The organism is Providencia sp. PROV116 (genome assembly GCF_028482485.1).
In the GTDB taxonomy this organism is placed as follows: domain Bacteria; phylum Pseudomonadota; class Gammaproteobacteria; order Enterobacterales; family Enterobacteriaceae; genus Providencia; species Providencia rettgeri.
The window spans coordinates 42,965-57,445 of sequence record NZ_JAMPQO010000011.1 but is presented as its reverse complement, the minus strand read 5'-3'; the positions used below and the strand labels follow the sequence as shown (position 1 = coordinate 57,445).

Here is a 14,481-nt window from a genome sequence, read left to right as displayed (position 1 = left end):
AAAAGTAACATTTTTATTTTTTACATTTACATATCTCTAAACTTAACTGGATATACTCTACGAAATCTAAATTGCATAAAATTGACACAGAAAGTCACTCACAAATATTTTCTCTTAGTATGATTAAGTTATACTCATTACTGTAACTCTATAGATGCTTTGATATATTCTTAATGACAGAGTGCAAATGATTAGTTAGAGTGCGTGTTTCAAGTCTAATTATTAGCAATTATCCTAAAATCACTTTATTTCTCAGTTCTAGGTTCGGAATTATTGATGAGTCACCAAGATCACAACCCATCTAAGCGTCGTTTTATTCAAGGCGCAGCTGCAGTTATGTTACTGAGCATTAGCCCATTCGGTTTTTCTGCGAGTAGCAGTGTGGTGGCTGTGCGTATTTGGCCAGCATCGAGCTATACTCGAGTTACATTGGAATCTAGCACTCCATTGAAGTACCGTCAGTTTGTGCTTAATAACCCTGAACGTATTGTGGTCGACCTTGAAGGGGTGCAGTTAAATAATGTGTTGAAAGATATGGGAACTCAAATTCAAACACGTGATCCCTATCTAAAACTAGTTAGAGTTGGGCAATTTGATCCAAAAACGGTTCGCTTGGTGTTTGAGGTTAAAAATAAAGTCAGTCCTCAATTCTTTTCGATGGCACCTGTCGCGGAATTTAAACACCGCTTGGTTCTGGATTTTTATCCAGGCAAAGGTGTTGATACCAATGATGACCCACTATTGGCATTGCTTGAGGATTACAATAAAGGTGATCTTGAAGAAAGTATGCCTGCTCAAGCGAAGAAGCCTGGAAAGGCGGGAACGGATCGTCCAATTATTATTATGATCGACCCAGGACATGGTGGCGAAGACCCTGGTGCGATAGGTAAATATAAAACGCGTGAAAAAGATGTGGTTTTACAGATTGCCCGTCGCTTAAAAGCGTTGATAGATAAAGACCCTAAAATGCGCTCCTATATGACACGCAATGAAGATGTCTTTATTCCGTTAAAAGTCCGAGTAGCGAAAGCACGTAAAATGCAGGCAGATTTATTCGTTTCAATTCATGCAGATGCATTTACTAATCGTTCAGCTCGTGGTTCTTCTGTTTTTGCACTATCAACGAAAGGGGCTACTAGTAACACGGCTCGCTACCTTGCACAAACACAAAACGAAGCGGACTTAGTGGGTGGTGTGAGTAAAAGCGGTGATGTGTATCTTGACCATACGATGTTTGATCTCGTGCAAACCGCGACGATTAATGACAGTTTGAAATTTGGTGATGAAGTGTTAAAGCGGATGGGGAAGGTTAATAAATTGCATAAGAATAGAGTTGACCAAGCTGGATTCGCGGTACTGAAAGCACCAGAGATCCCATCGATTCTAGTCGAAACGGCTTTTATTAGTAATTTAGAAGAAGAACGGAAATTAAAAACAGCTAAATTCCAACAGCAAATGGCGGAATCCATTTTTGAAGGAGTAAAAGCTTATTTCCGTAATGGCGGTGCATTAGCAATTCGCAACTAATTGATTAAAATCAGGTTAAGATAAAGAAAGGTGATAAGCGAGTGTGTGAATCGCCTTTTTTATTGATGATTAAAAATAGAAGATCTTATTGTGAAGTTATAAAAGGAATTGAATCAGAAATGATGTTCAAAAGAATTGGTTGCGGGGGCTGGATTTGAACCAACGACCTTCGGGTTATGAGCCCGACGAGCTACCATGCTGCTCCACCCCGCGACTGAAGAGGTAAAAAATTGGTTGCGGGAGCTGGATTTGAACCAACGACCTTCGGGTTATGAGCCCGACGAGCTACCAAGCTGCTCCATCCCGCGACTGAATTTTTACGACTTTATACTGCAGATTTTTTGTTACTTTACTGATTTAATCAGTAATTGGTTGCGGGGGCTGGATTTGAACCAACGACCTTCGGGTTATGAGCCCGACGAGCTACCATGCTGCTCCACCCCGCGTCCGATGCGGGCACTATACTCGGGATGAGATCTGATGCAAGTTTTTTCGTGTTTTTTTTACAAAATTTAGCATTTACAGAACAAAATATGTTCTGTCTGGCTGTTTTTTACACTTTGATGAGTAGGGAAAGGAAAATAACCTCTCTAAATATATTTACACGTTTCATTCCCTAATTGGGTTTGCTATTGTGCGCTTCATATTGGATTGTTGGATTTATCTGGGTGGTAGAGCATGAATATAGGGCTAACAAAAATCGTCAATAAACATACAGTAAAAAAATGGTTAGTAACCAGCGTATTTCTTTCTTTATTGGCTGGATGCCAAACCCATCCAACGGATAAAGGCCAACAATATAAAGATGGTCGCTTAGTTCAGGATTTACAGAAAGTAAATCAGGTGAATGTAAATGGGCGACCTATAAATGCGCCAGATTTTAATCAACAGGTTAATGAAATTAAAAATGCATCACCGCGGTTGTTTAAAAATAATAACGACACCTACCATGCTATAGAGAATTGGTTGATGGCGGGAGGAAATCCGGCTCAATTGGCTAATTTCAATTTAACCGCTTTCCAAATGGAAGGCGCCGATAATTATGGAAACGTACAATTCACAGGGTATTACACGCCTGTGATTGAGGCCCGCCGTATGGCTCAAGGGGAGTTTCGTTATCCGTTGTACGGCATGCCACCAAAAGGAAAAACTCGTTTACCTAGTCGAGCAGCTATTTATAACGGTGCCCTGAGTGATAATTTAATTTTAGCTTATAGCAATTCACCGGTTGAAAATTTTATGATGGAAGTTCAAGGAAGTGGCTATGTTGATTTTGGGGATGGTAGCCCACTGAATTTCTTTGGTTATGCAGGTAAAAATGGTCACGCATACAAAAGTATTGGAAAAGTACTGGTGGATCGTGGCGAGGTTCCTCTGAGTCAAATGTCATTACAAGCTATTCATGATTGGACTAATCAGCATAGCGAGCAAGAAGTTCGCCAGCTTTTAGAAGAAAACCCGTCATTTGTATTTTTTAAACCACAATCATTTGTTCCTGTTAGAGGGGCAAGTGCTGTTCCTTTAATCGCTAAAGCATCCGTTGCATCAGATAAAACCCTTATTCCACCGGGTACAGCCTTGCTCGCAGAAATCCCTGTATTAGATAATAACGGGAAATTTACGGGGCAGTATGAAATGCGTATGATGATAGCCTTGGATGTCGGTGGGGCGATTAAAGGGCATCATTTTGATATTTACCACGGTATAGGCCATGAAGCTGGAAAAATGGCCGGTTTTTATAACCATTACGGGCGAGTTTGGGTGCTGAAAAAAAGCCAGCCGCTATTTGGTTCACTGTAGTTACAGGTTTAACTGAGGTTGTTCGTTATTATGCAAGCTAAGCTTTCTGATGCTTGGATGCAGCGTTTTGCTGGGATCGGGCGTTTATATGGGCAACATGCTCTTCATCTTTTTGCACGTTCCCACATTTGTGTCATTGGTATTGGTGGGGTAGGTGTGTGGGCCGCTGAGGCACTTGCTCGTTCAGGTATTGGGCATATCACATTGATTGATATGGATGATATCTGTGTGACTAATACTAATCGGCAATTACATGCCATCAAATCGACCGTTGGGCAGCCAAAAGTTGATGTGATGAAAAATCGTATTTTAGAAATTAACCCCGAATGTGTAGTGAATGTTATTGATGATTTTATTACGGTTGATAATGTCGCTCATTACCTTGATGCGGGGTTTGATTATGTTATTGATGCGATTGATAGTGTAAGGCCTAAAGCTGCGCTGTTAGCGTATTGTAGGCGCTTTAAAATACCCGTTATCACCACAGGCGGTGCTGGTGGGCAAATCGACCCAACAAAAATTCAAGTAGTGGACTTGGCTAAAACAGTTCAAGACCCATTAGCGGCTAAGTTACGAGAACGCTTAAAATCCGATTTTAACGTCGTTAAAAATGGAAAAGGAAAGCTTGGGATTGATTGTGTTTTTTCTACCGAACAGCTTGTTTATCCACAAAGCGACGGTACTGTGTGTGCGGCAAAAAGCACTGCGGATGGTTCAAAGCGAATGGACTGCGCTTCAGGCTTTGGTGCGGTTACTATGGTTACGGCTAGTTTTGGGTTTATTGCTGTTTCACATGCACTTAAAAAGATGATAGCAAAATCACAACGGGAAATGGAAAAACAGTAAAGTGAATGAGGCTATTGCAATAGATAGCCTCATCCAATGAATTATGCAGGCGTCATTTCATTAGCAATATTTTGAATTGCAGTAATGAGTGACTGAATACCATTTTGGCGCGATTCACTGAGCTGCCCAGGTAAGCCGGTTTGAGTTAGTAAGTGATTAAAATCAATTTCCATAATCTCTTTCGCTGTTTTTTGCTCAACTGCAGCTAACAAAATGGCAAATAATCCTTTCACTACTCGGCCTTCACTATCCCCATAAAAATGAAATGTTTCATCATCATTCAGTAGTGCGCCTATCCAAACACGGTTTTCACAGCCTTTAACTTCTTGAGTTTGCAGCTTTTCATCATCAGACAATGCTGGCAACTTTCTCGCCAATTGAATTAATAAACGATATTTATCTTCCCATGCTTTATGTGTGGAAAACTGTTCAACTATTTCTTGAATTTTAATCTCTGTACCGAATGGGTGCGGAGCAAGTTCATGGTTAGTCGAAGTCATTAGGCTTCCTTTATTGATTTATTCATTGAGTATAGAAAGTGAAACAGTAACTGCATCGATAAATTTATCGACATCTTGCTGGTTATTGTAAGGCATCATTGAGATGCGCAAGCAGCCACTTATATTTAATGCATCCATTAATGGTTGGGTGCAATGTTGACCATAGCGTAATGCAATATTTTGCTCGGTCAAGAGGGCTCCCAGATCACTATGGTGAACATCTTTGAAGTTAAATGATAGCAAAGGAGAATGAGGTACACTATAGCTAATAAAGCCGGGTAGCGCCGACAGTTTTTTAGCTGCATATTCGATTAATGAGCAAGTATATGTTTCTGCTAGTGTTAAATTTATTTTTTCCAGCCACTCTAGAGTAGCCGAAAAGGCAATTACCCCTGCAATATTCGGTGTTCCTGCTTCGAATCGTTGGGGAATAGGGGCAAGAGTGAAATTATCAAATGTGACGTGAGTCAACATTTTTCCTCCACCATGCCAAGGAGTCATTTGCTCTAAAAGTTCTGCTTTGGCGTAGCAAACCCCAAGCCCAGTCGGCCCATATAACTTATGTGCTGAAAATACATAGAAATCGATATTTAGCTCACTGACATTTATAGGACTATGAACGACACCTTGTGCTCCATCAACAACGACTAGCGCCCCTACTTGGTGAGCAAGCTGAGTCACCATCTGTATATCTGGCTGATAGCCAGTTACATTAGACATTTGTGTGATAGCGATGACTTTCGTTTTTTCCGATAATTTAGATTTGAGAACATCAAGGTTCAACGTCAGGTTTTTTTCAACCGGCCATTTTATAATTTTGGCACCAGTTTGCTGTGAAAGCATAATCCAAGGTAATAAATTTGAATGATGTTCTATTTCGCTGACAATAATTTCATCGTTAGGCTGTAATCTTGAGCGAAAATAACCTTGTGTAATTAAATTAATTGACTCTGTTGTTCCGCGAGTCCAAATAATATTTTTTTCACTTGAAGCATGAATATATTTCGCCGCACGAATTCGACCTAGTTCATAGTCACGGGTTAATTTTAATGATTCAGGTGATTGCCCGCGATATACCGAACTGCCTGACAAGCGATAATAGTCATTTGATGCATTGATCATGGCAATGGGCTTTAATGCTGTAGCTGCACTATCAAAAAATAGTGTTGGTGAGTCTATCGCTGGAAAAGCGAGACGAAATGTGGCGGCGCTGAAATGATTCATGAGTATTTTCTTTTTAGTCAAAATTTCAATGTGATTTGATATTACTGAGTGCTGTATTAATGGATTGTACATTTATTAGTACATTTATGGTTATTTCTGATTAATTTAAACGCATCATTTTTTAATCTAATCATTGAAATATTTTGTTACGTTTGGTATTAATTGTTAGCATTATTCTCGATGTGGTTTCAAGATGATTCAGTGTTTTGCATTACAATACAATGCCTTTAACTTATAAAGTTATTTTTTTCAGCACTTAGTAAATAATTTTCAAGATTTATCTTAAATATCTTACTGATAGTTTTTTCGGTACACTAGTAATTATCTATAGATATCTGTATTTGTTAAGTTAAATTGTTTAAGTAAATACCATTAAAATATTAAAAAAAGAGTAAAAAAAAGCACCGCGCGTTGGCGGTGCACTATATAAAATCACTATGGACAGACAGGGTAAATGTACAGGAAGTGAAAAAACAGTAGCTAAAGCTACAAAGGTCTGGTTCAACCAGACAACTTGCAAACACAACATCACAACCACAAAGCCAAAAGTTTCAAAGTAACTAAACTCTGTAACTTTTCGTTCCGGCTTAGGAAGTGTGCATACTATAGGTATTTACTAGCGTATCCTCAAGGGACAAATTATAATGCTTCGGATGAAAAAAACTAATGCATAACAAGATGCCAAGTAGAAGTGATTATGTCTAAAAGATTACCGCCCCTAAATGCTCTGAGAGTCTTTGATGCTGCAGCTCGTCATTTAAGTTTTACTAAGGCAGCAGAAGAATTATTTGTAACTCAAGCGGCCGTTAGCCACCAAATGAAAAGTTTGGAGGATTTCCTTGGGTTGAAATTGTTTCGTCGACGCAATCGTTCATTGCTATTGACAGAAGAAGGTCAAAGCTATTATCTTGATATTAAAGAGATTTTTTCTTCTTTGAACGAGGCGACACGTAAATTACAAGCTAGAAGTGCAAAAGGGGCATTAACGGTGAGTTTATCCCCAAGTTTTGCGATTCAGTGGCTGGTACCAAGGCTTTCTGGTTTTAATCAAGCCTATCCCGGAATTGATGTGCGGATCCAAGCTGTAGATAGAGAAGAAGATAAATTGGCAGATGACGTTGATGTCGCTATTTTCTACGGTAAAGGTAATTGGCCTGGGCTAAGAACAGATAGGCTTTATGCTGAATATTTAATGCCAGTATGTTCACCATCTTTATTAACAGGGGATCGCCAACTAAAAAATCCTGAGGATTTAGCAAAACATACGTTACTTCACGATTCTTCACGAAGGGACTGGCAAGCATATGTTAAGCAACTAGAGTTACAAAATGTAGTTAATGTACAGCAAGGTCCTATTTTTAGTCATAGCGCTATGGTTATTCAAGCCGCGGTTCATGGTCAAGGAATTGCACTAACGAATAATGTGATGGCTAAAAATGAAATTGATGCAGGGCGCTTAGTTTGTCCCTTTAGTGAGGTATTAGTTAGTAAAAATGCATTTTACTTAGTTTGCCAAGAAAATCAGGCTGATTTAGGCAAAATAGCTGCATTTCGCCAATGGATTCTTGGGCAGGCGGCAAGTGAACAAGAGAAATTAGGCTTTATTACGGGTGACCAAGATGTGGCGCTTATTCAGTAATCAAGTATTTAAATAAAAGGTGTTACTGTGAATAGTCGTTTGATGTTAATTTTCGCTGGAATTAGTGGCTTCTTTACTGTTGCTTTTGGGGCTATTGGTTCACACGCGTTATCGTCAATTATGAGTGTCCACCAAATGGACTGGATTGAAATCGGGCTACGTTATCAAATGTTGCATACTGTTGCATTGATGGTGCTCGGGGCAATTCTATTACGTAAAATTATTCTGTGGTTCTACTGGTCAGGTGTGTTTTTCTCTGTTGGGATACTTCTTTTTAGCGGTAGCCTTTATTGTATGGCACTATTGCAGGTAAAATACTTTTCTTATTTTACGCCAATAGGTGGTGTATGTTTCCTAATTGGTTGGCTGTTAGTGGTTATTGGCGCTATGCGTCTAAGGAAATCGGCGTCACGCAATGAGTAATAAAATTGCACTATATTGCCGTCCAGGCTTTGAAAAAGAATGTGCAGCAGAGATTACAGATAAAGCTGGGCAAAAAGAAATTTATGGTTTTGCCCGCGTAAAAGAAAATAGTGGTTATGTTATTTTTGAGTGCTACCAAGCAGAAGATGCGGATACACTCGCACGAACGTTACCTTTTCGAGAATTAATTTTTGCTCGTCAAATGATTGTAATAGGGGACTTACTTAAGGATTTACCGCCTGAAGACCGTATTACCCCGATTGTAAATGCATTGAGTCAGCAAGTTGTGCGGGCAGGAGATCTCCGTGTTGAAGTTGCTGATACCAACGAATCGAAAGAATTGCTAAAGTTTTGCCGCAAGTTTACGGTACCTTTGCGTAATGCATTACGTAAAGAAAAAATCTTATTACCACTTGAAAATTTTAAGCGACCAGTTATTCATGTATTCTTTATTGCCCCAGGTTGCTGCTATACCGGGTATTCATATACTAATAATAGTTCGAATTTCTATATGGGGATCCCAAGGTTAAAATTCCCATCAGATGCCCCGAGCCGTTCAACCTTAAAACTTGAGGAAGCTTTCCATGTCTTTATTCCTTATGAAGAATGGGAGGAGCGTCTAGCAAGTGGAATGAAAGCTGTAGATCTTGGAGCATGTCCAGGGGGATGGACTTATCAATTGGTGAAACGCAGTATGATGGTCGATGCTGTAGATAATGGTCCTATGGCGGAAAGCCTTATGGATACAGGGCAAGTTAAGCATCACCGTGAAGATGGTTTTAAATTTAAGCCTACTTCCCATAACATCACTTGGTTAGTCTGTGATATGGTCGAAAAACCAGCTAAAGTTGCTGCATTAATGACGGATTGGCTTGCTCAAGGTTGGTGCCGAGAGGCCATTTTTAACTTAAAATTGCCGATGAAAAAGCGCTATGAAGAAGTCTCACATATCTTAGAAAAGATGAAAATACAGCTTAAAGAACAAGGCGTTAATGTGTTGATTCAAGCGAAGCAGCTTTATCATGACCGAGAAGAAGTGACTGTACATGTGATGAGGGTATGGTCGGCGAATCCGATGGCACGTGAGTATTATTAATTCATAAATTCAGTCAATAAAAAGGCCACTAATGAAGTGGCCTTTTTATTTCTACTAGTTGGTTGTATAACGCAGCTGATTTAAATTTCCTTGGAGCACAATATCGGTTCTTAACGTCGCAATATCTCGGCAAATCAATGCAATCTCCTGCTGATTGATTAGCTTTTTCTGCCATTTCTCTTCAATTTTATCTAAATTGGCAAATATATTTTCAATTGAGTGGTATTGCTGCAAGAGTATTGTCGCACTTTTGGGGCCAATGCCCGCAACACCAGGAACTTTACTACTACTGATCCCAGCAAGTCCCCAATAATCAGGGAGCTGCTCAGGAGAAACGCCAAATTCTTTTTCGATAAAAGGAATATCAAGCCAGCGCTTTTGAAAATAATCACGAATTCTTAAGTTAGGGGCAAGTAGCTGGCAGTAACCTTTATCTGTGGATACGATGGTGACAGTGTGCCCCGAACCTGCAATACGTGTTGCTAAGGTAGCGGCTAAATCATCGGCTTCATCTCCTTCAGACTGCCAACAGTGAATCCCTTTTTCTTTAAATAAGGCTATTAATACGGGGAGCTCAGCATGCAAATTTTCAGGCATAGGTTGCCGACCTGCTTTGTAATCGGGCAGTTTTTCATGGCGCCAGCTTTGATGACGCCCTTCTTCATCGAACACCGTAACAACGTGTGTGGCATTAGTGTGGGCGATCAACTGCGATATTGCAGATAAACAAGTTTCTCCACACGGGCTTCCTTGCACCGCGTGGATACGGCGTATTAAGTTTAATGCATCAATAATTAATAAGTGGATCATAAATACGCCATCATTTACTTATTTCACGATTTCATAGCAAGGTTCATATGCCGTACCACCCGGTAATTTCATACGATGTTGTTCAACGAAGCCTTGTAATAGCACATCCATACGCTTCATTAGCTCACTATCGCCGTGAATTTTGAATGGTCCATGCTTTTCTATGGCTTTCATACCAAATTCTTTCACGTTACCAGCCACAATACCGGAGAAAGCACGGCGTAAATCTGAAGCCAATTTTTCAGGGGCTTGCCCTGGATGTAGGCTCAGTGATGCCATATTTTCATGCGTTGGTTCGAATGGATGCTGTAAATCGTGAGCAATTTTAATGGACCAGTTGAAGCTATAGGCATCGCCAGTGCTACGGCGATTTTCTTTAACTTGTGGCATGCTACGTTTCATCACACGGGCAACTTCTGGTGCATCGTCAATAATAATTTGGTAATGCTTACTGGCTTCATCACCTAAAGTGTGACGAATAAAATCGTCTAACACTTCAAAGTATTCTGCACTTTCTTTTGGACCCGTTAAAATCAATGGTAGAACTTGTTCACTGTTAGCCGGATCCATCAAGATACCAAGTAAATAAAGCAGCTCTTCGGCGGTTCCGACGCCTCCAGGGAAGATAATAATCCCATGACCTAATCGAACGAATGCCTCTAAACGTTTTTCGATATCAGGCATAATGATGAGCTCGTTCACTAATGGGTTTGGTGGCTCAGCAGCAATAATTGAAGGTTCAGTTAAACCGATAAAACGGCTATTTTTGTATTGTTGTTGGGCATGGCCAACAGCGGCACCTTTCATGGGTGCTTCCATGGCTCCGGGACCACAACCTGTACAGATATTTAGTTCACGTAGGCCAAGCTCATTACCCACCTTACGGCCATATTGGTATTCAATTTCATTAATCGAGTGGCCCCCCCAGCAAACAATCATACTTGGGTCTTCATCAATATGTAGTGCGCGAGCATTACGCAAGATAGAGAAAATCATATTGGTGATATGCGTGCCGTTTTCGAGGTCTAGATTAAATTGTTCTTTGGCATGCGTAATTTGCGCATGAACGAATAAAATATCACGTAAGACGGCAAACAGGTTTGCTTGTAAGGTGCGGATGATTTTACCATCAACAAAGGCTTTTTCTGGTGGCTCGATAAGTTCAAGTTTAACGCCACGCTCCCGGCGTAATACATTGATATCAAAGTCTTTACTTTTTTCTAATAGCTCTTTACTGCTATCAGTTAAGCTGCCTGAATGCAAAACGGCTAAGGAGCAATTCCTAAATAATTGGTACAAATCGCTACTGGCCGTACGTTTTAGCATATCAACTTCAAGTTGAGAGAGTAGATCCATAGATCCTAATGGACTGATATGAGTAATCAAGTAGTACTCCTTTACCCCATGGGGTCTTGATATGTGAATTGTACTGCAAATGTATTAATTACACTTACTTTTCAACTATATGTACTTATTGTCGTGATAAGCGACCTAATTCAGGCATAAATTCTTCATTGCTACGCCATGGGTTTATATCAAGCCCTCCACGGCGAGTATAGCGTGCGTAAACACTTAATTTTTCAGGTTTACATAATTGCATAATATCAGTGAAAATGCGCTCAACGCATTGTTCGTGAAACTCATTATGATGGCGAAATGAAACTAAGTAGCGTAATAAGGCTTCTCGATCAATTTTTGGTCCACGATAGTGAATCTGTACAGAGCCCCAGTCAGGTTGGTTAGTAATTAAACAGTTTGATTTTAATAAATGGCTCACTAACGTTTCGTCGACGACCTGTTGTTGGGTACAATTCGCCAAATAGTCACGATTAAACTCATAATTATCAATGTCAATCTCTTGCTCATCAATGCATGCGCCAAGTAGTGGCTGGATAGGTTGATGAGAAAAATGCTCTAATTTATGAAGTGTAACGCTTACTTGCCCATTAGCACAGCGGCTTAAATCATTTTGCAAAGCGCTTCGCACATTTTCCCAAGTTTCAAAACGCGTTTGGTTAAAACTGTTTAGATAAAGCTTAAAACTTTTAGATTCAATTAAATTTTCGCTATTTGCAACAACACTAATCGAGCCTATCGCTACTTGAGGAACACCACGCTGATTTAGCCATGAAAGCTCGTACATTGTCCAAATGTCAGCACCGTGAAATGGAAGCGACTTAGCGTGAATGGCTAAAGGATCACGATTTAAGCTACGAGGGACGGCTTGCAATAATGTGGCATCATACTGGTCATGATAAGCCGTTTTTTTCCCAAGAGTTAAATTATTAAGTGCGGGATTATTCTGGTAGTGTGACATAGGGGTCCTTATACTTCATAAACTGAAAATGAGGCTAACAGGAAAAAATTAGGATATTTTCTTCGTCTGCGAACTTCTGTCATAATACCATTTATCGTCAACATTGACGCCATTCTCTTTAAATTGACTACAAAAAACACATAATTATGAACACATCACATTCTGCCGCACTACAAAATTTTACTCAGAAATATGTTTCACAATGGCATCAACAAACGGGGTTACCTCCTGCCTCAACAGATTTATATGGCATTCCATCTCCCTGTATTGTCCGTACAGGTGAAAATTGGGTTTACTGGGAGCCTCAAGCATTTCCAATAAAGGATGCGAACTTGGATAAAGTCGCGACAGCATTGGAGATTAATTTACAAAGTGATATCCATACTTTTTATACGACACAGCTTGCTGGCGATATGAAAGCCACATTTCGTGATATTACGCTGAGTTTAGTGCAGGTTTGGAATGAAGATGACTTCATCCGTTTGCAAGAGAATTTAATTGGTCATTTAGTCACTCAAAAGCGTTTAAAACTACCCCCCACGCTGTTCATCGCGACTTTAGAGTCTGAGATTGAAATGATATCAATGTGTAATCTCTCGGGAGAAATTATATTAGAAAAATTTGGTAGTCAGGACAGGCGTATACTTTCTTCGAATTTAACAAGTTTTCTGGATGAACTAGGGGTTGTTGTTGAAACTCAGGGGTAAGTGTTTTTAAGCGGATTTGTGTAAGTAAATACCTACAATTGAGTTAAGTAATTTCTTAAAAAACATTCTTTATATTGTAATGATAATTATTTAACTTTTAATTTCATGGCGTTACTACCTCGTTGGCGCTTTGCGTATGTTTTTACTGCTTTATTGTTTATTTTGCTAGGTTGTTTCATTAATAGATTTAATGCATTCTTATCTCGCTGGACAGGGTAAACTCGTTTAGCTTTTTATACCTTTATGTGAGGTGTAAAAATTATTTAAAACAAAGCGATGGAACGCGACTAGATGACGAATCTATGAATTTGTTTTAATCAACAGGATGTTGAATGACGGGAAGTCATTTTGCAGGATGCGTAAATTTTAAAGTATGAGCCAGTCAGCTTAGGTTGACTGGCTTTTTTAGTTATGAATTTATTGTAGCTGAGCGATATTAAAGTACTAAAGATAGTCTAATATATTAAAAATCAATGCTCTAATTTAATTGAATTTTCGGTTAACGAGGTAATAATATCTTGAGTCATGGCCTCGCGTAGTGCTTCTCGGCGGCGAAATTCAGCACGACGCTGGCTTTTCACTGATTCAATATCTCGTATGGGCTCTTGAATGGGTAATTGGAACCAACCATCAGGTGTTTTTGTTGCACCACATTCTTGCCAAAACGTATCGTAGCTTGATTTCAAATGTTGGCTCTTAATATGGCACTGGTTTGAAATTCCTAATATTGATTTTACCTGAAAGAAGCTTGCCACTGCATAAACGGCTGACATTAATAAGTTTTTTGGTCTCATGCCGTGCATCTGTTTAGTAATCAATCTAACTTGGTCGACACTTTGTTCAGTGGAAGGGCCTTGTAAAGAGCACACGTATAGTTGTCCTTCAGGGCCGAAGGAAAAGCTCATTAAATAAATATCGTCGCCAGTTTCATTTCTCAAGTGCAAAGTGAGATCGCCTTCCCGAGGGTATTGAGAATAAATCAAGGTCAATTGAGCGAACTCTCCTGATTTTAATTCAATGTTTGCCACGATAAGCCCTTTTCGCTTTGTACAAAACATAGTTTTAATAGCTTCAGGTTTAAAGGTATTTTCAATTAAATTGAGAGTGTAGCTGGCGGTTAATAACTTTTGTTTTCCACTCCAATTTTTATGTAGGTATTTATTGATAGGGCGCTCAATAAAGTGAGGAACGCCTTCAATAACTGAAGAAAATTGGGCGCTACGGTAGTTTTGACACATAAATTGATAATGCTGATATTGTGACGAAGGCAGCTTTGAAATGCGTACTTTTCTTTTAAATTCAATAAACTTAGAGTTTAAAGCTTTCCAAGTTTTACTTTCCTTGCGCCACTGTTTTAGTCGTCCCATAGATAAACCATTTTATTGTTAATTATTTTGTAAGTACTAAATTAATAAAACATTTAATCATACATGTGTTATCTGCAACGAAATATAAACGAATCTTATTAAACGGGCTGTTAGTTTAATAGACACGATAATAGTTATAGATAAGTAAAATAAATAAACTTGTATTTGCTAACGTTTAACCCCATTTATCCGACAGAATTATGATAGAAAATACCGTATATTTGC

Annotated in this window: 13 protein-coding genes and 3 tRNA genes; 7 read left to right on the top strand and 9 right to left on the bottom strand. The window is 39.3% G+C overall.

Features of this window, described 5'->3' with window-relative positions; translation table 11 throughout:
- Positions 1 to 276: 276 nt before the first annotated feature.
- The gene (gene amiC / locus PSE72_RS08405; RefSeq protein WP_004257585.1) at positions 277 to 1,527 is read left to right on the top strand and encodes an N-acetylmuramoyl-L-alanine amidase AmiC; all 1,251 of its coding nucleotides are present in this window, start codon (positions 277 to 279) and stop codon (positions 1,525 to 1,527) included.
- A 136-nt stretch (positions 1,528 to 1,663) separates the two neighbouring features.
- Here amiC and PSE72_RS08400 read toward each other — a convergent pair.
- The 3 genes from PSE72_RS08400 to PSE72_RS08390 form a co-directional block, all read right to left on the bottom strand.
- Positions 1,664 to 1,740: transfer RNA gene (locus PSE72_RS08400), tRNA-Met, on the bottom strand.
- Between the two features lie 18 nt (positions 1,741 to 1,758).
- Positions 1,759 to 1,835 (bottom strand) — tRNA-Met (locus PSE72_RS08395).
- A gap of 61 nt (positions 1,836 to 1,896) precedes the next feature.
- Positions 1,897 to 1,973 (bottom strand) — tRNA-Met (locus PSE72_RS08390).
- A 232-nt stretch (positions 1,974 to 2,205) separates the two neighbouring features.
- Between PSE72_RS08390 and mltA the strand changes: the two genes are divergently transcribed.
- Both mltA and tcdA read left to right on the top strand, forming a co-directional pair.
- On the top strand, positions 2,206 to 3,327 hold the full coding sequence (mltA, locus tag PSE72_RS08385) for a murein transglycosylase A (protein WP_004908700.1): 1,122 nt from the start codon (positions 2,206 to 2,208) through the stop codon (positions 3,325 to 3,327).
- Between the two features lie 30 nt (positions 3,328 to 3,357).
- Entirely contained in the window at positions 3,358 to 4,173 is an 816-nt protein-coding gene (gene tcdA, locus PSE72_RS08380) for a tRNA cyclic N6-threonylcarbamoyladenosine(37) synthase TcdA (RefSeq protein WP_004908703.1), read from the top strand.
- Positions 4,174 to 4,214: 41 nt separating this feature from the next.
- On the opposite strand, the gene csdE is transcribed toward tcdA, so the two are convergent.
- Positions 4,215 to 4,673: a cysteine desulfurase sulfur acceptor subunit CsdE gene (gene csdE / locus PSE72_RS08375; protein WP_004908705.1), complete on the bottom strand. Its 459-nt coding sequence runs from the start codon at positions 4,671 to 4,673 to the stop codon at positions 4,215 to 4,217.
- 18 nt (positions 4,674 to 4,691) lie between these two features.
- The gene (gene csdA / locus PSE72_RS08370; protein WP_115167793.1) at positions 4,692 to 5,897 is read right to left on the bottom strand and encodes a cysteine desulfurase CsdA; all 1,206 of its coding nucleotides are present in this window, start codon (positions 5,895 to 5,897) and stop codon (positions 4,692 to 4,694) included.
- Between the two features lie 697 nt (positions 5,898 to 6,594).
- On the opposite strand from csdA, the gene PSE72_RS08365 reads away from it, so the two are divergent.
- From PSE72_RS08365 to rlmM, 3 genes are read left to right on the top strand one after another with little or no spacing between them, the layout of a single operon-like run.
- The gene (locus PSE72_RS08365; protein ID WP_004908711.1) at positions 6,595 to 7,536 is read left to right on the top strand and encodes a transcriptional regulator GcvA; all 942 of its coding nucleotides are present in this window, start codon (positions 6,595 to 6,597) and stop codon (positions 7,534 to 7,536) included.
- A gap of 27 nt (positions 7,537 to 7,563) precedes the next feature.
- Positions 7,564 to 7,959: a DUF423 domain-containing protein gene (locus tag PSE72_RS08360; RefSeq protein WP_004908716.1), complete on the top strand. Its 396-nt coding sequence runs from the start codon at positions 7,564 to 7,566 to the stop codon at positions 7,957 to 7,959.
- Positions 7,952 to 9,055 carry a 23S rRNA (cytidine(2498)-2'-O)-methyltransferase RlmM gene (gene rlmM, locus PSE72_RS08355; RefSeq protein ID WP_004908722.1) on the top strand — a complete coding sequence of 368 codons (1,104 nt, stop codon included), beginning with the start codon at positions 7,952 to 7,954 and terminating at the stop codon, positions 9,053 to 9,055. The genes PSE72_RS08360 and rlmM overlap by 8 nt, the downstream gene beginning before the upstream one ends.
- A gap of 54 nt (positions 9,056 to 9,109) precedes the next feature.
- On the opposite strand, the gene xni is transcribed toward rlmM, so the two are convergent.
- The 3 genes from xni to queF form a co-directional block, all read right to left on the bottom strand.
- Entirely contained in the window at positions 9,110 to 9,865 is a 756-nt protein-coding gene (gene xni / locus PSE72_RS08350) for a flap endonuclease Xni (RefSeq protein ID WP_115167792.1), read from the bottom strand.
- An 18-nt stretch (positions 9,866 to 9,883) separates the two neighbouring features.
- A complete protein-coding gene (gene ppnN / locus PSE72_RS08345; RefSeq protein WP_198641595.1) occupies positions 9,884 to 11,251 on the bottom strand; it encodes a nucleotide 5'-monophosphate nucleosidase PpnN in 1,368 nt (455 codons plus the stop codon).
- 85 nt (positions 11,252 to 11,336) lie between these two features.
- The gene (queF, locus tag PSE72_RS08340; protein ID WP_115167791.1) at positions 11,337 to 12,182 is read right to left on the bottom strand and encodes an NADPH-dependent 7-cyano-7-deazaguanine reductase QueF; all 846 of its coding nucleotides are present in this window, start codon (positions 12,180 to 12,182) and stop codon (positions 11,337 to 11,339) included.
- A 146-nt stretch (positions 12,183 to 12,328) separates the two neighbouring features.
- Between queF and syd the strand changes: the two genes are divergently transcribed.
- The gene (gene syd / locus PSE72_RS08335) at positions 12,329 to 12,889 is read left to right on the top strand and encodes a SecY-interacting protein (protein WP_198641594.1); all 561 of its coding nucleotides are present in this window, start codon (positions 12,329 to 12,331) and stop codon (positions 12,887 to 12,889) included.
- 470 nt (positions 12,890 to 13,359) lie between these two features.
- Here the strand turns inward: syd and PSE72_RS08330 are convergent, their stop codons facing one another.
- Positions 13,360 to 14,256, bottom strand: a complete 897-nt coding sequence (locus tag PSE72_RS08330) for a DUF535 family protein (protein ID WP_115167790.1) — start codon at positions 14,254 to 14,256, stop codon at positions 13,360 to 13,362.
- Positions 14,257 to 14,481 lie beyond the last annotated feature (225 nt).